The sequence below is a fragment of the Aminobacter ciceronei genome, from assembly GCF_014138625.1.
GTDB classification, from domain to species: Bacteria; Pseudomonadota; Alphaproteobacteria; order Rhizobiales; family Rhizobiaceae; genus Aminobacter; species Aminobacter ciceronei.
In genome coordinates, this window is sequence record NZ_JACJHY010000013.1 from 137,173 (window position 1) to 154,952 (window position 17,780).

Here is a 17,780-nt window from a genome sequence, read left to right on the forward strand (position 1 = left end):
TGGCAGACGGGTTTCGCCTACCGAACGATCGCGCCCTGTGCGAATTTGCCGGCATGGGTCGCGCCATTTCGGTGCGACGGGAGCCTGCCATGCCGTCAGCCGAACTGTTGATCGCCTTTGTCGCCACCACCGCGATCTTCGCCTTCATGCCGGGCCCGGCCATGCTCTATGCCGCAGCCCAGACGCTGGCGCGCGGGCGCTGGTCGGGGCTGATGGCGGCACTCGGCATCCATCTCGGCGGCTACGTTCACGTCATAGCCGCCGCCGGCGGCCTGTCGGTGCTGTTCCACGCCGTGCCGCTGGCCTATTTGGTCGTCAAGCTTGCCGGTGCCGCCTATCTCGTCTGGCTCGGCATCGCCATGTTCCGCGCCAGGAATGAGGGTGACGGCGTCCTGCCCGCCATCGCGCCGAAATCCGCCCGCCGCGCCTTCGTCGAGAGCATCGCCGTCGAGGTGCTCAACCCCAAGACGGCGATCTTCTTCATGGCTTTCCTGCCACAGTTCATCGACGCTTCAGCGGCCTTTCCGCTCTGGCTGCAGTTCTTCATCCTGGGCACCGTGGTCAATGCGATGTTCACCCTGGCCGACGTCGTCGGCGTCATGCTGGCCGGGGCGATGACCGACCGGCTCAAGCGGTCGCGCCGCGCCCAAAGGCTGATGCAGCGCGCCGGCGGTGCGGTGCTCGTCGGCCTTGGCGTCCACGTCGCGCTGCAGAAAAGCTGAACCGCCGACACCGCGACGCGACAGTTTCGAAAAAACCATGCCAGCCGACCCGCCCGCCACCGCCCTCGTCGACCTCATCGCCCAGGGGCAGCGCTCCTTCAGTGGCCTGCAACTGGCAGGCCACGATCTGTCGCGGCTCGACTTCAGCGGCTGCACATTCGCCGACTGCACGCTTTCAGACGCCGACCTCAGGGGTTCGACGCTGACCGACACACGCTGGACCAGCTGCCGCATGGCGGGCGCCAAACTCATGGCCATCGACGGCGTCGACGCACAGTTCCACAATTGCGACCTCTCCAACACCGACTGGACAAGGTCGCGGCTCAACGGCTCGACCTTCAGCCAGAGCAAGCTGACGGGGGCGAATTTCGCCGCCAGCACGTTCATCGGCGCCGACTTCCGGCAATGCCGGCTGGTCAGCGCCCTGCTGCCGGCGATCTCGTTCCGGCGCAAGACGCTTGACCATCTCGATTTCAGCGACGCCGAGCTCACCGGCTGCGATTTCCGCGAGGCGATTTTCGACGGCTGCAGCCTGCGCGGCGCCAGCATGCGCTCCTGCCGCTTCGAAGGTGCCGATTTGCGCGGCTGCGACCTCGGCCCGCTGAAGCTCAACGAAGCGGCGATCCTCAAGGGTGCGGCGATCTCGAAAAGCCAGGCAACCGAGCTGTTGCGCGGCCTCGGCCTGCTGGTGCTGTAGCGCACCGCCTCATGCCGCCACGCCTCGGCTGTGCCCGGCTGCGAACAGGTTGTGGCCAATGGCGTGCGCCGCTTCGAGATGCTCGGCCGCCCCCAGCGTTTCGGTGTCGAGCAGAAGCTCCGATGTGACGACAGGCGCGCCGACATAGTCGAAGATGCCGTGGTCGATCTGCGTCTTCATCGCGCCGAAATAGCCGTGCCGGGCATAGGTCCGCATGGTTGCGCCGCCAATGGCGACAAGATGCACCTTGAGATGACGCAGCCGCTTGACCGGCCTGATGCCGGCACCTTCGTCATAAGCCCAGCCATTGGCGAACACCCTGTCGATCCAGCCCTTGAGCAAAGCCGGCATCGACCACCAATAGACCGGATAGACCAGCACCAGCGTGTCGGCGCGGTCGATCCGCGCCTGCTCGGCGGCGACGTCGGCAGCAGGCGCCACTTCCCGGCGGTGAACGGCGAGATCGGTGGCGGTGTAGCGCGGGTCGAAGCCTTCCCCGGCAATGTCGGCGATCTCAAAGGTGTGGCCGGCCATCTCAACCCCTGCGGCGAGCTGTGCCGCGATGCCGTGGCTGAGTGACTTGGGATCGGGATGGGCGACGACGATGAGCGCGTGCATATGGACATTCCTGTTGGCAGTTGCGGGCGACGGTCACAGCTTATATACTTTCTGTAACCTACTTATAGTATATACTTTTGGTACATTATGACGTCAAGCACTGAAACACCGGAACCGCAACCGCGCCGCCGCCTGTCGCGACAGGACCGGCGGCGGCAGCTCGTCGACGTCGCCTGGAGCATCATCCGCGCTGAAGGCACCGAGGCGCTCACCCTGCCCCGGCTGGCCGAGCAGGCGGGCGTGGCAAAACCCGTCGTCTACGATCATTTCGCCACGCGGCCTGCCTTGCTCGCAGCGCTGTACCAGGAGTTCGACACGCACCAGACCGCGCTGATGGACGCGGCATTCCAGGCCAGCGAGCCGACCCTGCCGAGCCGGGCGATGGTCATCGCCTCGTCTTATGTCGACTGCGTGCTGGAACAGGGCCGCGAGATTCCCGGGGTGATCTCGGCCCTTGCGGGCTCGCCGGAGCTGGCCAAGGTCAAGCGCGACTATGAGGCTGTTTTCATGGAGAAGTGCCGGGCCCTGCTTGCCCCGTTCGCGCCGGCCGGCACCGTAGCTGCGTCAGGACTTCTGGCGATGCTGGGTGCCGCCGAAGCGCTGTCCTTCGCCGCCGCAAGCGGCGACATCACCCCTGACGAGGCCAAGGACGAGCTGTTCCAGACCATTCTCGCCATGGTCGCCCGAAACGCGCGGTGATTGCGCGACAGCGGCAGATCGGCCCGCCGCCGGTTTCGAAGACATGCCTCAGCGCCTGCGGACCTTCGCAGCGGCGCCGGCCAGTCCAGCCGCCATCGCCATCGCGGCCAGCAGCAGCGCCGTGCCGCCGAACAGCGTTCCGTAGCCATGCCAGGCGATCAAAGGCGTGACGAACAGCGGCGAGACGAACTGGCCGATGAAGATCGACGCCGTCAGCACGCCGCCGCTGACGCCCCGGTGCCGCAACGGCGCAAGGTTCAAGGTCAGCGCAACGAAGCTCGGCGAAACCAGCGCGTAACCGGCGCCGATCGCAGCGGCCGCCGCAAACAGCACAGGCGTCGTTGCGGCCAGGACCAAAAGCAGGAAGCCAAGCGCCATCGCGGCATAACCGATGAGGAAGATGCCGGCATAACCGGTGGCGCGCTGCAGGCGGGGATAGAGCAGCGCGAAGCTGCCGCCGGACAGCATCACCGTGCCGAGGATCGCGCCGGTCATCATCGCGGCGTCATAGCCTTTGGCTTCAAGAAAGAACGACATCTGCGTCGGCATGACGAAGAAGATCATGTTGGTGAGCGCCTGCAGCAGCACCAGCAGCGACAGCAACAGCACAAAGGACGGATGCCCGGCAGCGTCACTTGTTGCCTTGGCGCCCGGTGCCTGCGACCGCCTGGGGTCGACGATGACCATCCACATCAGGGGCAGGAAGACAATGGCGAGGCCATAGATGGCGAAGGGCCAGCGCGGCGAGATTGCCGCCACCCATCCGGCAAGCGAGATGAAGACGAGGCCGCCGAAATTGCGTGCCGAAATCTGCAGCCCGGTCATGGCACTGCGCTTGTCGTCGTTGAAATAGTCGCCGACAAGGGCGGTCTGCGCCGTCATGATGAGTGCCACCGCCACCCCCAGAACGAGGCGGCTCACGAAGATGCTGGGCAGGTCGGGCAGGACCAATCCGGCGCATCCGGCAACGGCAAACAGAATCACGCCCCAAAGCAGCAGCAGGCGGCGGCCGAACCGATCCACCGCCAAGCCGGCAAAGGGCGCGAACAAGGCGACGCTGAGCGACGGCGCCGGCACCAGCAGCCGGGTCAGCATCGCGGCGTTCGGATCGCCTGCAAACAGCCGCTCGAGCCCGGGCAGCGCCGGGCTGATCGTCGCGTTGGCCATGGTGGTCAGCGATGCGGCCAACAGCAGGGCGAGCGCGCGCCCGTCCATCCAGACCGGCCTTTCCAGTGTTTGTTGAATGACTTGCATGATTTTTCCTCTTGCTGAATTCGACTGTTCGGCACAGCGTACGAATTCAAGCCAACTTGAGGTCAAGCATGCATTTTCTGGATATTGGCGAGGTCGTTGCACGCTCCGGCGTGCCGCCGTCGACGCTGCGCTATTACGAGGAGATCGGCCTGATCCGCTCGGTTGCGCGGCACGGCCTGCGGCGGCAGTTCGACCACGACGTGCTGATGAAGCTGTCGCTCATCGCCATGGGCAAGGCTGCCGGCTTCTCGCTGCCCGAGATATCGGGCATGTTCGGCAGCGATGACCGCCCCGACATTCCGCGCGACCAGCTCCATGCCAGGGCCAGGGAGCTGGAGCGGCAGATCATAGAGCTCAGGATGCTGCGCGACGTCATACGCCACGTCGCCGACTGTCCCGCGCCCTCGCACATGGAATGCCCGAGCTTCCGCAAATTGCTGAAGTCGGCGACGACGACAACTGCCAGCCGTTCGCCGAAACCGCCGACGACACGGGCAAGGTCCGCACGTCGGCGCTAGTCGTTTGACAACGACAACGGACTTGTTCCAGGCGTCATCGCCATGCCATTGAGCCGGTGAAAGCAATGGACGAGATGCCGATGATCAGAACGGCCAGGTTTGAAGATGCCTCCAGCCTGGCTGCAATCGGCATGGAGGTCTGGCTCAACACCTACATCCGCGACGGCGTGAATGCGTTTTTTGCCGACTATGCGCTGGAGCACTTCACAACGAGCCGCTTCGAGGAAGCCTTGTCGAAGAAGGACAACTTCATCCTGGTGTCGGAAAACAAGGTCGGCCTGGACGGCTTCGTTCACATCGCGCTTGATGCCCCCGCCCCTGTGTCCGGTTGTTCCGACCTGGAAATCGCCAAGCTCTACGTCCAGCCCCGCCACCAGGGCTCGGGCGCCGGCGGCAGGCTGCTTCAGGCGGCACTGCGCGTCTGCGCCGGCACCGGCCGGCCCGACGTCTGGCTTGCGGTCAATGCCGAAAACCAGCGCGCCACTGAGTTCTACCTGAGGAAGGGGTTTGCCAAGGCTGGCGAAACCCGGTTCCAGATCGACCGGCAGTCCTACCCCAACCACGTGTTGCGCTACGATCTGGCTCTTGTCGCAGCATGATCTTTTCCGAAAACCGGCACCCACTTTTCGGGAACATGCTCTGACTCAGCTCGCCTGCGCCAGGGCCACCGCGTCGGGTCCCGCCGGAAAGCGCAGCTGCCCCGACACATCGTTCGCGGCCAACCACACGGCTTCGGCGACGTCGGTTTCCTTCGTCACCATTTCAGGTGTCGCAAACCCGGCGAAGATCGGCCCGGCAAAGCCGGCATAGGCTTCGGGAATGAGATCCCCGACCCGCAGCTCGGTGTTGTGGGCAAAACGCGTGCTTGGCGCATAGCCCGGCTCGACCAGCTTGACCCTGACATCGAAGGCGCCGAGCTCATGCGCCAGCGAGCCGGTGAACCCCTCGATCGCCATCTTGCTTGCGGTGTAGGCGGCGGCCAGCGGCATCGGCGCCAGCGTCACACTCGACGTCACGTTGACGACGACGCCCGACCGGCGCGCGCGAAACTGCGGGATGACCGCCTGGGTCATCGCCATCACGCCAAAGGTGTTGGTCTCGAACAGCTTGCGCACATGCACCATCGGCATCGCCTCGAAGGCGCCGACGAGGCCGATGCCGGCATTGTTGACCAGCACGTCGATCGGGCCGCAGGCGGCGAGCGCCGCAGCGATGCTGTCCTCATTGGTAACGTCGAGCGCAACCACCCGCATCCGCTCCGAGCGCGGCAGGATGTCCTGGCGTGGGCTGCGCATGGTGGCAACGACGTTCCAGCCCCCGGCATGGAAGTGACGGGCGGTCTCCAGGCCATAACCCGAGGAGCATCCGGTGATCAGTACGGTTTTCATGACATTTTCCCTTGATGATGTTGACGCCACGAAAATACCGTCCAATATCAGGACTATCATCAATCTATGGTCCGTATTTTATTGGCAACAGTCCTGAAATGGCAGACACCCTCACCACCGACCCGCTCGCCCAGGTCATCGAGCTGCTGCAGCCGCGCACCGTGTTCTCGAAGGGGATCAGCGGCGCCGGCGCGTGGGGCGTGCGTTATTCGGAATTCGGCCAGCCCGGCTTCTGCGCCGTGCTCGAAGGCCGATGCCGCCTCGCCGTCGACGGGGAAGCACAGGTTGTGCTCGAACAGGGCGATTTCGTGCTGTTGCCGGCCACCCCTGCCTTCACCATGTGCGGTTTCGAGCCGGTGACGCCACGGCGCATCGATCCAAAGACTGCACCGGCGCCGACGGAGGAGGTTCGCCACGGCCGGCAGGACGGCCCCGCCGATGTCCGCCTGCTCGGCGGCTATTTCGTCTTCGGCTCGCCCGATGCGGCACTTTTGGTGTCGCTGCTGCCAGCCATGATCCATATCAGCGGTGTCGAGCGGCTTTCGACGCTGGTGCGGCTCGTCGGCGAGGAGGCGAGCCGGGACAATGCCGGCCGCGAGCTGGTGCTCGGCCGCCTCGTCGAGATCCTGCTGATCGAAGCGCTCAGGGCAAGCCGGGCCAAGGGCTCGGCCCCCGGCTTCCTCAGCGGACTTGCGGATGCCAGGATTTCAGCGGCGATCAGGCGGATGCATGGCGATCCGCAGCGGCCGTGGACGGTGGCCGACCTGGCCGGCGCGGCCGGCCTGTCGCGCTCGGCCTTCTTCGACCGCTTCACCCGCACGGTCGGTATCAGGCCGATGGAATATCTGCAGGCCTGGCGCATGGCGCTGGCCAAGAACCTGCTCGCCGGCAAGGACATCGCGCTCGACGAAGTCGCCCGCCAGGTCGGCTACGGCTCGGCCAGCACCTTCAGCACCGCCTTCAGCCGCCATGTCGGGCAATCGCCGGGCCGCTACGCGCGCGGCGATCGGGAGTGATGAAAGGGCGGTCATGTGCATGTCGCACCACCTCGCCCCGATTCAGAAAAAGCATTGCGAGAGCGATAGTTCCAGATCGGTAACCAGCCCAAGCTGAACTTGTTGCTCCAACACGAACTTGTTCCTTAGACTGTCTTGCGTGGAAAAGCCTGCGAGGTTTGGCCAAAATGAGCCTGTCCATGCGAACAACAGAGCAGGCTCCGCGGTGAGGCGAGCCCTGGTATCCTGCGCAACATATACTCTGCTGACGATAGGGTTTTACTTGGCCCTACGGGCGGGCGACAGGCTTGGCATGTGGGGCATCATGGCTTGGCCGCTGCTGCTCGCGCCGATCATTTTTTGCGCCTATTCACTTGTGAAATGGCGGACAATCCAGCGCCTTGGAACCCGTGGCTCGATCATTGCAGCGGTTTCGGCGGCGATGTGGACGGGCGCAGCGCTCGTGGTCGCCGCCCTCATGGCGTTGGGCCTGCTGATCGCAGGCGAACATCCTCTGTTCGCCATCGCCATGCTGCTCATGGCCGCCCCATCTGCGGCGGCCATTCCGATCAGCGCCCTGGCGGGCTTTGCAGCCCACAGGATCGCAGGGCTGAACTGATCGTGCCTTGCTGCGCAAGAAAATGCGCTAGCGCGGGAAATCCAGCCCCATCTCGCGATAACGCTCGGGGTCGTCGCCCCAGTTTTCGCGCACCTTGACGAACAGGAACAGGTGCACCTTCTGCTCGAGGATGCCGCCGATTTCCATGCGCGAGGCCTGGCCGATGGCGCGGATGGTCTCGCCCTTGTGGCCGAGCACGATCTTCTTCTGGCTGTCGCGCTCGACATAGATGACCTGCTCGATGCGCACCGAGCCGTCGGGCTTTTCTTCCCACTTCTCGGTCTCGACATGCGAGGAGTAAGGCAATTCCTGGTGCAGCCTGAGATAGAGCTTTTCGCGGGTGATCTCGGCCGCCAGCTGGCGCATCGGCAGGTCGGAGATCTGGTCTTCCGGGTAATACCACGGCCCCTCGGGCAGCCGCCTGGCGAGATAGTCGAGCAGATCCTTGCAGCCTGAGCCGGTCAGCGCCGACACCATGAAGGTGCGCTCGAAGTCGACGCGCTCATTGGCGGTTGCGGTCAGCTTCAACAGCTTTTCGGGATCGACCCGATCGACCTTGTTGAGGATCAGCACCTTGGGTTGACGCACATCCTTGAGCCGTTCGAGGATGGCGTCGGCATCGCCCTTGATGCCACGCTCGGCATCGATCAGCACCAGGATCAGGTCGGCATCCTTGGCGCCGCCCCAGGCAGTCGTCACCATCGCGGTGTCGAGGCGGCGCTTCGGCTTGAAGATGCCCGGCGTGTCGATGAACACGATCTGGGCGGTGTCGTGAGTGGCGATGCCGCGCACGATGGCGCGGGTGGTCTGCACCTTGTGGGTGACGATCGACACCTTGGCGCCGACGAGCTGGTTGACCAGCGTCGACTTGCCGGCATTCGGCGCACCCAGCAGGGCGACGAAACCCGAGCGGGTGCCGCCCGTTGCGGGCAGTGTGGTTTCAGGGGCATCGGTCACGATGCGGTCTCCTCATTCTTCCATACGCCCTCGCGCACCAGCAAGGCTGCGGCAGCGCTCTGCTCGGCCTCGCGCTTGGAGCGTCCGGTGCCGGTGGCGGGCAAAAATTGTCCGACCCGCACGATCACCGAAAAGACGGGGTCGTGATCAGGGCCGGTGCGGCTTTCGATCTCGTAGGCAGGCACTGAAGTCGACGCCTGGTGCGCCCATTCCTGCAGTTCGGTCTTGGGGTCGCGGCGTGCCGCCCCCACGGCCTTGGCGCGCGGCTTCCAGAATTTGTGGATGAAGCGCTTGGCCGCGTCCAGCCCGCCGTCGAGATAGATGACGGCGATCAGCGATTCCAGCGCGTCGGCACGCAGGTTGACGCGTTTGCGCTCGGCCAGATTGCGCACTTCCGAGCCGGCGCGGATCAGTTCGGCAAGGCCGATCTCGTCGGCGATCTGGGCCAGCGCCTCGGCGTTGACCAGCGCGTTGAGACGGACCGACAGCTCGCCTTCGGGCGCATCGGGAAAATCCGACACAAGCATGTCGGCAACGGCGAGGCCGAGCACCCGGTCGCCCAGGAACTCGAAACGCTCGTAGTCGACGCCGGCATTGGCGCTGCGCGCGCTGCCATGCGTCAGCGCCCGTTGCAGGCGCTGATGGTCGCGGAAATTATGGCCGGTGCGGAGTTGCAGCGCGTCGGCGAGTTCCGTGGCGGTGAGCCGTTTGCCTGCCATGCCTATCGGACGAAGTTGAACAGGCGCGAGGCGCGCATCTCGGTCGGCCACTTCCAGATCTCGAGCGGGCTTGCGCCGCTGGCGATCGAGAAGAAGATGATGTTGGCGCGGCCGACGAGGTGATCGGCAGGCACGAAGCCGACATTGAAGCGGCTGTCGGTCGAGTTGTCGCGGTTGTCGCCCATCATGAAGAAGTGGCCTTCGGGCACGACGAATTCACGCGTGTTGTCGCCGATCGCATCCGGCGTCAGGTCGAGCGTGTCGTAGGAGACGCCGTTCGGCAGCGTCTCGCGATAGACGTCGACCGGACGGTTGACCTCGGTGATATCGGGGTTGTCGATCTGGCCGACCTTCTCGCGCGGCACGGCGGTGCCGTTGATGTAGAGCTGGCCGTCCTTCATCTGGATGCGGTCGCCGGGCAGGCCGACGACGCGCTTGATGTAGTCGAGCGACGGATTGGGCGGGAACTTGAAGACGACGACGTCGCCGCGCTCGGGATCCGAGCCGAAGAGGCGGCCCGAGAACAGGTCCGGTGAGAACGGCAGCGAATAGCGCGAATAGCCATAGGCCCACTTGGTGACGAACAGATAGTCGCCCTCGAGCAGCGTCGGCCGCATCGAGCCCGACGGAATCGAGAACGGCTGGAACAGCAGCGACCGGATCACCAAAGCGAGCAGCAGCGCCTGGACGATGACGCTCACGGTCTCGCCGAGCCCGCCGGACTTCTTCTGTTTTTCAGCCACGCTCATGTCGTCCTCGTTTTCAACCACGCCCTTGTCGTCACCGATTGGGGGCGCGATGGGTATAAGGGCTCACCGCCCCAGGAGCAATGTCCAAGCCGGTGCCAAAAGCCTAAGATAGTGGCGGTTGTTCGACCGGCAGCGCCTCGATGATCACAAAGGCTTGCGCAAGCGGAAAATCATCCGTGATGGTCAGGTGCACCACCGCGCGATGGCCTTCGGGCAACATCGTCGCCAGCCGGTGCGCGGCGCCGCCGGTCAGCTCCATCGTCGGCCGCCCGCCCGGCAGGTTGACCACGCCCATGTCGCGCCAGAACACACCTTCTGATATGCCGCAGCCGAGCGCCTTGGAACAGGCCTCCTTGGCGGCGAAACGCTTGGCATAAGACGCGATCCGCCCCCGCCGCCCCTCGGCGCGCGCCTGCTCGGCATCGGTGAAGATACGCTGGATGAAGCGCTCGCCATGACGGACGATCGATTTCTCGATCCGCCTGATGTCGACAAGATCGCTGCCGATGCCGAGGATCATATTTTCCCTCTCGGGGCAATTGGCCCAAGCTGCTGATCTCCCCCCTTGCGGGGGAGATGGCCGGCAGGCCAGAGGGGGGTGACCGGGCTCAACTGAAGCCTCAGATATTCCGGCTGCCCGGCTTGATCGCCGGGATCGCCGCCAGTTCCGGCGGCAGCTGGTCGGCCGGATAGGCCGGCACTTCATATTCGGCAAGGGCTACCAGCGGCACGCCGACATCGGTCTTGCCGCCCGAGCGGTCGATGATGCAGGCGGCGGCCACCACCTCGGCGCCGAGTTCGTTCAGGCAAGCGATGGTCTCGCGGATCGACAGGCCCGTCGTGACGATGTCCTCGACGATGACGACACGCGCGCCTTTCTCGATCTCGAAGCGGCGCAGGCGGAAGGTGCCCTGCTCGCGCTCGACCCAGATCGCCGGCACCTTGAGGTGCCTGGAGGTCTCATAGGCCGGGATCAGCCCGCCGATCGCCGGGCCCACGACATAGTCGATGTCGCCCTTGACCTCGGCGCGGATCTTGTCGGCCAGCGCCCTGCACAAAGCTTCGGTCTTGTCGGCATGCATGAAGACGCGTGCCTTCTGCAGGAACACCGGGCTTCGCAGGCCCGAGGTCAGGATGAAATGGCCTTCGAGCACCGCGCCCGCCGAGCGGAAAATGTCGAGAACGTCTTGTGTCTGCATCGTCGTCTTTCCTGTCTTCAGTCCAGCGCGCCTGCCTCAGCCCCTGCCTCAGCCGTTGACGCGGCGGGCATCGCTGACGCTCGAGTTGTCCTTGAGCTGGGAGATCAGCCGGTTCAGGTGCTTCAGATCCCAGACTTCGAGATCGAGCAGCATTTCGGTGAAGTCGGGTGCGGTGCGGATCATCGACAGCGTATGGATGTTGGCGTCGTTGGCCGCCACCACCTGGGCGATGTCGGCGAGCGAGCCCGGCGCATTGATCGCGGTCACCGAAAGCCGGGCAGGGAAACGCTCCTTCGAGCCCTCGTCGAGGTCCCAGCGCACGTCGATCCAGCGCTCCGGCTGGTCGTCAAAGGCCATCAGCGACGGCGACTGGATCGGGTAGATGGTGATGCCGGAGCCCGGCTGCATGATGCCGACGATGCGGTCGCCCGGCACCGCACCCTCGGGGGCGAAACGCACCGGCAGGTCGCCGCTGACGCCACGGATCGGCACGGCACTGCCTTGCGCCTTCTGTTCCTTGCGCGACGGCGCGGTCGAGCGGCCGGGAATCTGGAACAGCATGCCGGCGGCGTTGCGGATCTTCGACCAGCCCTCCTCGCGCGGCTTGGCCGGATGGGTGGCGCGCTCTTCCTTGTAGTCGGGGAAGACGGCGCGGACGACGTCGTTGGACGACAGCTCGCCACGACCGACGGACGCCAGCACGTCCTCGATGTCCTTGCGCGCCAGGCGGTGCAGCACCGACTTCAGGCTGTCCTTGGAGAACTTCTTGCCGGCGCGCTCGAAGGCGCGTTCGAGGATGCGGGCGCCGAGGCCGGAATATTGCTTGCGGATGGCGTTCTTGGTCGCCCGCCGGATCGCCGAGCGCGCCTTGCCGGTGACCACGATCGATTCCCACGCCGCCGGCGGCACCTGCGCCTTGGAGCGGATGATCTCGACCTCGTCGCCATTCTTGAGCTCGGTCATCAAAGGCATCACCCGGCCGTTGACCTTGGCGCCGACGCAGGTGTCGCCAACGTCGGTGTGCACCGCATAGGCGAAGTCGATCGGGGTCGCCCCCCTGGGCAGCGCGATCAGCATGCCCTTGGGCGTGAAGCAGAAGACCTGGTCCTGGAACAGCTCGAGCTTGGTGTTTTCGAGGAAATCCTCGGGATTGTCGCCGTCGGCGAGCTGCTCGATGGTGCGCCTGAGCCAGCCATAGGCATTGGTTTCCTTGGAGATGGTGTGGCCGGCGCCATTGGTGGCCTTGCCGGCATTGTCCTTGTAGATCGAGTGCGCGGCGACGCCATATTCGGCGATCTTGTTCATCTCGCGGGTGCGGATCTGCAACTCGATGCGCTGGCGCGACGGACCGACGATGGTGGTGTGGATCGAGCGGTAGTCGTTCTGCTTCGGCGTCGAGATGTAGTCCTTGAACCGCCCCGGCACCATCGACCATGTCGTGTGGATCGAACCCAGCGCACGATAACAATCCTCGACGGAATCGACGACGACGCGGAAGCCGAAGATGTCGGACAGTTGCTCGAACGACAGCGCCTTGGTCTCCATCTTGCGGAACACCGACCACGGCTTCTTCTGCCGGCTCTTCACCTCGGCCTTGATGGCGTATTTCTCGAACTGCGCCGACAGCGCCTTCTCGATGTCGCCGAGCACGCCCTTCGAGCGCTCCGACATCTCGGCCAGCCGTTCGGTGACGGTGCGGTAGGCCTCGGGATTGATGTAGCGGAAGGCGAGCTCCTCGAGCTCCTCGCGCATGCCCTGCATGCCCATGCGCCCGGCGAGCGGCGCATAGATGTCCATCGTCTCCTCGGCGATGCGCAGGCGCTTGCTCTCGGGCACGTGGTGCAGCGTGCGCATGTTGTGCAGCCGGTCGGCGAGCTTGACCAGAAGCACGCGCACGTCCTCGGAGATGGCCAGCAGAAGCTTGCGCAGGTTTTCCGCCTGCTCGGCCTTCTTGGAGACGAGGTCGAGCTTCTTGAGCTTGGTCAGGCCCTCGACAAGCTTGCCGATGTCGGGACCGAACAGCTCGTCGATCTCGGCGCGGGTCGCCGAGGTGTCCTCGATGGTGTCATGCAGCAGGGCGACCGCGATGGTCGCCTCGTCGAGATGCATGTCGGTGAGGATCGCCGCCACTTCGAGCGGATGCGAGAAATAAGGATCGCCAGAGGCGCGGCGCTGATGGCCATGCTTCTGCATGGCGTAGACATAGGCCTTGTTGAGCAGCGCTTCGTTGACGTCAGGCTTGTAGCGCTGCACGCGCTCGACAAGCTCATACTGACGCATCATGGGCGGCTTCCCGGAACTCGAAATGAATCATGCGCCGCAAGGGCTTGCGACGCATGTCATAGATAAACACAGATATGGCGGCGCGGAAGTGCCGATAAGCCGGTTTGGCAGCGTTTTGGCACGCCGCGAGACCTTTTTGAGAATTCGCCCTGCCGAGTCAGATGGCGTGGCTTTCGAGAACCGGAGCGGAGCGGACTTTCGGGTCCGTGAGCACCGGAAGCGGAGAAAGCCGCGTCAGGTGGCCGGCAGGGTAGAATTCTCGATAGGTCTCAGTAGTCGTCGCTCTTTTCGGGAGCCACGAGGCTCTCGATGCCGGCGAGCAGATCTTCTTCCGACATGCGGTCGAAGTTGATGTTCTCTTCCGGCTCGTCCGCGTCGATCGCCGAGGCGGTCGTCTGGTCGGCTGGCTCGGGTGCCTCGGGCTCCGGCTCGTCGACTTCGACATGCTTCTGCAGCGAGTGGATCAGGTCTTCCTTGAGATCGTCGGGCGACAGCATCTCGTCGGCGATTTCGCGCAGTGCCACGACGGGGTTCTTGTCGTTGTCGCGCGGCAGGGTAATCTGCGCGCCCTGCGAGATCTGGCGGGCGCGGTGGCCGGCGAGCAGCACCAGCTCAAAGCGGTTGTCGACCTTGTCAATGCAGTCTTCAACGGTTACGCGGGCCATGAAGTGCCCCTTTCATGCATGGATTTGACGGAAAGCTGACGCGTGCCATAACCTGAACGGCCGCGCAATTCAAGCATCAAGCCGGCTTTGCCACCGACGCGTCGGATTTCGGACAGCCATCCACCCACAATTAATTTACCGCTCCGCGACGGTGCCCCCTTGGAATGAACCATCGCGAGCGATATTTGCCGCAGTGGGGTAAGTCATTGATTTGGGGGAACGGGCGCTCGGTTCAGCGTATGTGGCGTCAGCCTATTTCAACAAGGAAATTTTCCTATGTTTGATCCTCGCGAGAAAATCGCACTTTTTATCGACGGAGCTAATCTCTACGCAACCTCCCGCTCCCTCGGCTTCGACATCGACTATCGCAAACTGCTTTCCAGCTTCCAGAAGCGCGGCTATCTGTTGCGCGCCTATTATTACACTGCACTCGTCGAGGACCAGGAATACTCCTCGATCCGCCCGCTGATCGACTGGCTCGACTATAACGGCTTCAAGGTCGTCACCAAGCCGGCCAAGGAATTCACCGACGCCTCGGGCCGGCGCAAGATCAAGGGCAACATGGACATCGAACTGACAGTCGATGCCCTGGAACTCGCCGATGTCGTCGACCACTACGTCATCTTCTCCGGTGACGGCGATTTCCGCACGCTAGTCGAAGCGCTGCAGCGCCGCGGCCGCAAGGTCTCGGTCATTTCGACGATGGCCTCCCAGCCGCCGATGATCTCGGACGATCTGCGCCGCCAGGCCGACCATTTCATCGACCTGATGACGCTGAAATCCGAGATCGGCCGTGAGCCGTCGGAGCGTCCGGTGCGCAAACCCGACCCCGTCGATCCGACCACCGACGACGCTTGATGTCCGGCACCACGCTTCAAGCCGGCCGCCCGGCCTTGCCGGTCGATCCCGACCGGGACTGCCCGCTCTGCCCGCGCCTGCACGACTTCATCGCCAGTTGGCGCGCCCGCGAGCCGGGCTGGTACAACGGACCCGTCCGCTCCTTCCTTCCTCCCGAAGGCGAAGCGGCGGTGCGTTTCCTGATCGTCGGGCTGGCGCCGGGCGTACGCGGGGCCAACCGCACCGGTCGCCCCTTCACCGGCGACTATGCCGGCGAACTGCTTTATTCGACGCTCAAGCGCTTCGGCATGGCGCGCGGCGTGTTCGAGGCGCGGCCCGACGACAGCCTGGAACTGATCGGCACGGCGATCACCAATGCCGTGCGCTGCGTGCCGCCCGACAACAAGCCGGTGGGCGCCGAGATCAACACCTGCCGTTCCTTCCTGGTGCCGACGATCGCGCGCTTTCCCAACCTGAAGGCGATCCTGACGCTGGGCTCGATCGGCCACCAGTCGACGGTCAGGGCGCTGGGCGCGCGCGTCGCGGCGGTGCCGTTCAAGCACGGTGCCCGTTGCGACGTCGGCAACATCGCGGTGTTTTCGAGCTATCATTGCTCGCGCTACAACACCAATACAGGCGTGCTGACGGAAGAGATGTTCGTCAACGTCTTCCGTGACGTGGCCGAATTCCTGCAGCAATAGACGGCCCATATAGACCGCCTTTCCACCGCGCATGAAAAAAGCCCGGTTGCGCTGAGAGCACAACCGGGCAAGGGGCACTCGCAAATGGAACGGCTGGCTACTGCGCCAGCCGGTAGATGGTGCGGTCGCGTGCGGCGGAACCAGCCAGGGCCGACGCCCGCGACAGGATCAGCCGAGACCGAAACCCCGGCCCGGCACGAGGCCGTTGCTGCGAGGTAATCCGATGCTCCCGGACCTGTTGCGGCCGGCGGCCAGCCGGACAGCGTCGTCCTTGGTCGCCTGCACACTGATTGCGGCCTTGGCACTGTCCTCATTCGCCACCGGCGCTGCGGCATAAGCCGTCGGCGCCAGCAGCAGCGACACCGCCGCTGCCATCATGATCGTCTTCATTTCTGCTCCTTTCACCTGTTACCCGGCCCTCAAGGCGCTCAGGCACCGCCCCCGGTGCCAAACCACGCCGCGCCGCTCGTGGTCTGCGTAGAGAAGTGGCAGCAATGCGCTGACTTGTGCATACGGCAAATGACGTATTTCGACGGGACGGCGGCAGGGGAATCAGCGCGTTGGTTAGGCGGTTGCGCCGGCCGCGCGCGCCAGGATTATGCGAGCTGGTGAACAAGCTTGGCGCGCCAACATCGACGCGTCATCCCGGAAACCGAAGCGCAGCGGAGATTATCAGCGCCAGCGCCGTCATCCCGGCCGAGCGAAGCGAGAACCGGGACCTATTGACCGACGCGGCCGGGATCGGGGTTCGCGGTTGCATTCATGAAGGCCAGGACGAGGACCCGGCCGTTCGCCAAGATGATCCAGTCAATGGGTCCCGGGTCTCGCTGCGCTTGCCCGGGATGACGAGCGCATCATGCGACAGCTAGCCGTTCAGCGTCTCATACAGGTCCGCCCAGCCGGGGTTCATCGCCTCGATCAACTCGAGCTTCCATTTCCGGCGCCACCGCTTGATGCGCTTTTCGTCGACGATCGCGTCGCCGATGTCTTGGTAATCCCGGTACCAGACCAACCGTTTGACGCCGTATTTCTTGGTGAAGCCGCCGGTGATTTCCTCCCGGTGCTCCCAGACGCGCTGTTCCAGGTTGCTGGTCACGCCAGTGTAGAGCGTACCGTTCTTGCGAGACGCGAGAATGTAGACATAGCCAGACATCAGCAGATGCAATCAGAAGAGCAGCAAATTGCAAGATCAGTTTCGTCTCGAATGAGATTTGCGGCCGGTTGGACTCTGACGGACAAACATTTTCGTTAAGAACGCACCACCTCAGTCATCCCAGATTCCGGGGCGCAGCGCTGGTTATCAGCGCCAGCGCCGTCATCCCGGCCGAGCGAAGCGAGACCCGGGACCTATTGACCGGCGCGGCCGGGATCTGAGTTCGCGGTTGCATTCATGACGGCCAGGACGAGGACCCGGCCGCGCGCCACGATGATCCAGTCAATGGGTCCCGGGTCTCGCTGCGCTCGCCCGGGATGACGGGCGTATCATGATGGCCGGCAGGCCAGAGGGGGTGCGAAGAATTGCGGGGTGGCAAACAAGTTCGCGCGCCAAACATCTACGCCGTCATCCCGGAAACTGGAGCGCAGCACAGGTTGTCAGCGCCAGCGCCGTCATCCCGGCCGAGCGAAGCGAGAGCCGGGACCTATTGACCGGCGCGGCCGGTATCTGAGCTCGCGGTTGCATTTATGACGGCCAGGACGAGGACCCGGCCGTGCGCCACGATGATCCAGTCAATGGGTCCCGGGTCTCGCTGCGCTCGCCCGGGATGACGGGTGCATCATGATGGCCGGCAAGCAAGAGGGGTGCGAAGAATTGCGAGGTGGCAAACAAGTTTCGCGCGCCAGCATCGACGTCGTCATCCCGGAATGGAGCGCAGCACAGGTTGTCAGCGCCAGCGCCGTCATCCCGGCCGAGCGAAGCGAGAGCCGGGACCTATTGAACGGCGCGGCCGGGATCTGAGCTCGCGGTTGCATTTATGACGGCCAGGACGAGGACCCGGCCGTGCGCCACGATGATCCAGTCAATGGGTCCCGGGTCTCGCTGCGCTCGCCCGGGATGACGGGTGCATCATGATGGCCGGCAGGCCAGAGGGGGTGCGAAGAATTGCGGGGTGGCAAACAAGTTCGCGCGCCAAACATCTACGCCGTCATCCCGGAAACTGG

At 64.4% G+C, this 17,780-nt stretch carries 22 protein-coding genes; 10 read left to right on the forward strand and 12 right to left on the reverse strand.

The genetic code is table 11. The features are described from left to right. The first annotated feature begins 89 nt into the window (after positions 1-89). Both HNQ95_RS15170 and HNQ95_RS15175 read left to right on the forward strand, forming a co-directional pair. Positions 90-722: a LysE family translocator gene (locus HNQ95_RS15170; RefSeq protein WP_067966872.1), complete on the forward strand. Its 633-nt coding sequence runs from the start codon at positions 90-92 to the stop codon at positions 720-722. A gap of 37 nt (positions 723-759) precedes the next feature. Continuing rightward, on the forward strand, positions 760-1,419 hold the full coding sequence (locus HNQ95_RS15175) for a pentapeptide repeat-containing protein (RefSeq protein WP_067964210.1): 660 nt from the start codon (positions 760-762) through the stop codon (positions 1,417-1,419). Positions 1,420-1,428: 9 nt separating this feature from the next. On the opposite strand, the gene HNQ95_RS15180 is transcribed toward HNQ95_RS15175, so the two are convergent. Next, positions 1,429-2,037, reverse strand: a complete 609-nt coding sequence (locus HNQ95_RS15180) for an NAD(P)H-dependent oxidoreductase (RefSeq protein WP_067964211.1) — start codon at positions 2,035-2,037, stop codon at positions 1,429-1,431. Between the two features lie 87 nt (positions 2,038-2,124). Here HNQ95_RS15180 and HNQ95_RS15185 point away from each other — a divergent pair, with 87 nt between their 5' ends. Continuing rightward, a complete protein-coding gene (locus tag HNQ95_RS15185) occupies positions 2,125-2,736 on the forward strand; it encodes a TetR/AcrR family transcriptional regulator (protein WP_067964215.1) in 612 nt (203 codons plus the stop codon). Positions 2,737-2,784: 48 nt separating this feature from the next. Here HNQ95_RS15185 and HNQ95_RS15190 read toward each other — a convergent pair whose 3' ends face one another. Beyond that, positions 2,785-3,990: an MFS transporter gene (locus HNQ95_RS15190; RefSeq protein WP_067964218.1), complete on the reverse strand. Its 1,206-nt coding sequence runs from the start codon at positions 3,988-3,990 to the stop codon at positions 2,785-2,787. A gap of 68 nt (positions 3,991-4,058) precedes the next feature. Between HNQ95_RS15190 and HNQ95_RS15195 the strand changes: the two genes are divergently transcribed. Both HNQ95_RS15195 and HNQ95_RS15200 read left to right on the forward strand, forming a co-directional pair. Beyond that, positions 4,059-4,508 (forward strand): helix-turn-helix domain-containing protein, encoded by a 450-nt coding sequence (locus HNQ95_RS15195; protein WP_067964220.1) that lies wholly within the window; start codon positions 4,059-4,061, stop codon positions 4,506-4,508. Positions 4,509-4,588: 80 nt separating this feature from the next. Beyond that, on the forward strand, positions 4,589-5,107 hold the full coding sequence (locus HNQ95_RS15200; RefSeq protein ID WP_182574382.1) for a GNAT family N-acetyltransferase: 519 nt from the start codon (positions 4,589-4,591) through the stop codon (positions 5,105-5,107). A gap of 45 nt (positions 5,108-5,152) precedes the next feature. On the opposite strand, the gene HNQ95_RS15205 is transcribed toward HNQ95_RS15200, so the two are convergent. After that, positions 5,153-5,896 (reverse strand): SDR family oxidoreductase, encoded by a 744-nt coding sequence (locus HNQ95_RS15205; protein ID WP_067964226.1) that lies wholly within the window; start codon positions 5,894-5,896, stop codon positions 5,153-5,155. Positions 5,897-5,994: 98 nt separating this feature from the next. On the opposite strand from HNQ95_RS15205, the gene HNQ95_RS15210 reads away from it, so the two are divergent. Together HNQ95_RS15210 and HNQ95_RS15215 are read left to right on the forward strand one after the other, a co-directional pair. Next, positions 5,995-6,912: an AraC family transcriptional regulator gene (locus HNQ95_RS15210; RefSeq protein ID WP_067964227.1), complete on the forward strand. Its 918-nt coding sequence runs from the start codon at positions 5,995-5,997 to the stop codon at positions 6,910-6,912. Positions 6,913-7,204: 292 nt separating this feature from the next. Continuing rightward, the gene (locus HNQ95_RS15215) at positions 7,205-7,510 is read left to right on the forward strand and encodes a hypothetical protein (protein ID WP_067964229.1); all 306 of its coding nucleotides are present in this window, start codon (positions 7,205-7,207) and stop codon (positions 7,508-7,510) included. 27 nt (positions 7,511-7,537) lie between these two features. On the opposite strand, the gene era is transcribed toward HNQ95_RS15215, so the two are convergent. From era to rpoZ, 7 genes are all read right to left on the reverse strand, one after another. Continuing rightward, positions 7,538-8,467, reverse strand: a complete 930-nt coding sequence (era, locus tag HNQ95_RS15220) for a GTPase Era (protein WP_067964230.1) — start codon at positions 8,465-8,467, stop codon at positions 7,538-7,540. Further along, complete coding sequence (gene rnc / locus HNQ95_RS15225; protein ID WP_067964232.1) at positions 8,464-9,186, reverse strand: ribonuclease III; 723 nt, start codon at positions 9,184-9,186, stop codon at positions 8,464-8,466. Before rnc ends, era begins: the two co-directional genes overlap by 4 nt. Before the next feature lie 2 nt (positions 9,187-9,188). After that, entirely contained in the window at positions 9,189-9,935 is a 747-nt protein-coding gene (gene lepB, locus HNQ95_RS15230) for a signal peptidase I (protein ID WP_154385019.1), read from the reverse strand. A 103-nt stretch (positions 9,936-10,038) separates the two neighbouring features. Then, on the reverse strand, positions 10,039-10,455 hold the full coding sequence (acpS, locus tag HNQ95_RS15235) for a holo-ACP synthase (RefSeq protein ID WP_154385018.1): 417 nt from the start codon (positions 10,453-10,455) through the stop codon (positions 10,039-10,041). Between the two features lie 100 nt (positions 10,456-10,555). Further along, entirely contained in the window at positions 10,556-11,134 is a 579-nt protein-coding gene (gene pyrE / locus HNQ95_RS15240) for an orotate phosphoribosyltransferase (RefSeq protein WP_154385017.1), read from the reverse strand. A 48-nt stretch (positions 11,135-11,182) separates the two neighbouring features. Continuing rightward, on the reverse strand, positions 11,183-13,417 hold the full coding sequence (locus HNQ95_RS15245) for a RelA/SpoT family protein (RefSeq protein WP_067964235.1): 2,235 nt from the start codon (positions 13,415-13,417) through the stop codon (positions 11,183-11,185). 269 nt (positions 13,418-13,686) lie between these two features. Beyond that, entirely contained in the window at positions 13,687-14,082 is a 396-nt protein-coding gene (rpoZ, locus tag HNQ95_RS15250; protein ID WP_067964237.1) for a DNA-directed RNA polymerase subunit omega, read from the reverse strand. Between the two features lie 276 nt (positions 14,083-14,358). Between rpoZ and HNQ95_RS15255 the strand changes: the two genes are divergently transcribed. Together HNQ95_RS15255 and HNQ95_RS15260 are read left to right on the forward strand one after the other, a co-directional pair. After that, positions 14,359-14,940 (forward strand): LabA-like NYN domain-containing protein, encoded by a 582-nt coding sequence (locus HNQ95_RS15255; protein ID WP_182574381.1) that lies wholly within the window; start codon positions 14,359-14,361, stop codon positions 14,938-14,940. Next, complete coding sequence (locus HNQ95_RS15260; RefSeq protein ID WP_182574380.1) at positions 14,940-15,620, forward strand: uracil-DNA glycosylase; 681 nt, start codon at positions 14,940-14,942, stop codon at positions 15,618-15,620. The genes HNQ95_RS15255 and HNQ95_RS15260 overlap by 1 nt, the downstream gene beginning before the upstream one ends. Positions 15,621-15,788: 168 nt before the next feature. On the opposite strand, the gene HNQ95_RS15265 is transcribed toward HNQ95_RS15260, so the two are convergent. Together HNQ95_RS15265 and HNQ95_RS15270 are read right to left on the reverse strand one after the other, a co-directional pair. After that, on the reverse strand, positions 15,789-16,010 hold the full coding sequence (locus tag HNQ95_RS15265; protein ID WP_182574379.1) for a hypothetical protein: 222 nt from the start codon (positions 16,008-16,010) through the stop codon (positions 15,789-15,791). A gap of 475 nt (positions 16,011-16,485) precedes the next feature. Next, on the reverse strand, positions 16,486-16,773 hold the full coding sequence (locus tag HNQ95_RS15270) for a GIY-YIG nuclease family protein (RefSeq protein WP_067966878.1): 288 nt from the start codon (positions 16,771-16,773) through the stop codon (positions 16,486-16,488). A gap of 624 nt (positions 16,774-17,397) precedes the next feature. Here HNQ95_RS15270 and HNQ95_RS15275 point away from each other — a divergent pair. Beyond that, positions 17,398-17,577, forward strand: coding sequence for a hypothetical protein (locus tag HNQ95_RS15275; RefSeq protein WP_182574378.1), 180 nt, complete (start codon positions 17,398-17,400; stop codon positions 17,575-17,577). Positions 17,578-17,780 lie beyond the last annotated feature (203 nt).

Excerpts from the sequence above, each read along its gene's own strand:
- rpoZ (WP_067964237.1), bottom strand. The coding sequence starts at position 14,082 with ATGGCCCGCGTAACCGTTGAAGACTGCATTGACAAGGTCGACAACCGC.
- HNQ95_RS15205 (WP_067964226.1), bottom strand. The coding sequence starts at position 5,896 with ATGAAAACCGTACTGATCACCGGATGCTCCTCGGGTTATGGCCTGGAG.
- HNQ95_RS15215 (WP_067964229.1), top strand. The coding sequence starts at position 7,205 with ATGTGGGGCATCATGGCTTGGCCGCTGCTGCTCGCGCCGATCATTTTT.
- HNQ95_RS15180 (WP_067964211.1), bottom strand. The coding sequence starts at position 2,037 with ATGCACGCGCTCATCGTCGTCGCCCATCCCGATCCCAAGTCACTCAGC.
- pyrE (WP_154385017.1), bottom strand. The coding sequence starts at position 11,134 with ATGCAGACACAAGACGTTCTCGACATTTTCCGCTCGGCGGGCGCGGTG.
- HNQ95_RS15170 (WP_067966872.1), top strand. The coding sequence starts at position 90 with ATGCCGTCAGCCGAACTGTTGATCGCCTTTGTCGCCACCACCGCGATC.
- HNQ95_RS15260 (WP_182574380.1), top strand. The coding sequence starts at position 14,940 with ATGTCCGGCACCACGCTTCAAGCCGGCCGCCCGGCCTTGCCGGTCGAT.
- lepB (WP_154385019.1), bottom strand. The coding sequence starts at position 9,935 with ATGAGCGTGGCTGAAAAACAGAAGAAGTCCGGCGGGCTCGGCGAGACC.
- HNQ95_RS15195 (WP_067964220.1), top strand. The coding sequence starts at position 4,059 with ATGCATTTTCTGGATATTGGCGAGGTCGTTGCACGCTCCGGCGTGCCG.
- HNQ95_RS15255 (WP_182574381.1), top strand. The coding sequence starts at position 14,359 with ATGTTTGATCCTCGCGAGAAAATCGCACTTTTTATCGACGGAGCTAAT.
- HNQ95_RS15245 (WP_067964235.1), bottom strand. The coding sequence starts at position 13,417 with ATGATGCGTCAGTATGAGCTTGTCGAGCGCGTGCAGCGCTACAAGCCT.
- HNQ95_RS15270 (WP_067966878.1), bottom strand. The coding sequence starts at position 16,773 with ATGTCTGGCTATGTCTACATTCTCGCGTCTCGCAAGAACGGTACGCTC.
- HNQ95_RS15185 (WP_067964215.1), top strand. The coding sequence starts at position 2,125 with ATGACGTCAAGCACTGAAACACCGGAACCGCAACCGCGCCGCCGCCTG.
- HNQ95_RS15190 (WP_067964218.1), bottom strand. The coding sequence starts at position 3,990 with ATGCAAGTCATTCAACAAACACTGGAAAGGCCGGTCTGGATGGACGGG.
- HNQ95_RS15200 (WP_182574382.1), top strand. The coding sequence starts at position 4,589 with ATGATCAGAACGGCCAGGTTTGAAGATGCCTCCAGCCTGGCTGCAATC.
- HNQ95_RS15210 (WP_067964227.1), top strand. The coding sequence starts at position 5,995 with ATGGCAGACACCCTCACCACCGACCCGCTCGCCCAGGTCATCGAGCTG.
- rnc (WP_067964232.1), bottom strand. The coding sequence starts at position 9,186 with ATGGCAGGCAAACGGCTCACCGCCACGGAACTCGCCGACGCGCTGCAA.
- HNQ95_RS15265 (WP_182574379.1), bottom strand. The coding sequence starts at position 16,010 with ATGAAGACGATCATGATGGCAGCGGCGGTGTCGCTGCTGCTGGCGCCG.
- HNQ95_RS15275 (WP_182574378.1), top strand. The coding sequence starts at position 17,398 with ATGATGGCCGGCAAGCAAGAGGGGTGCGAAGAATTGCGAGGTGGCAAA.
- HNQ95_RS15175 (WP_067964210.1), top strand. The coding sequence starts at position 760 with ATGCCAGCCGACCCGCCCGCCACCGCCCTCGTCGACCTCATCGCCCAG.
- acpS (WP_154385018.1), bottom strand. The coding sequence starts at position 10,455 with ATGATCCTCGGCATCGGCAGCGATCTTGTCGACATCAGGCGGATCGAG.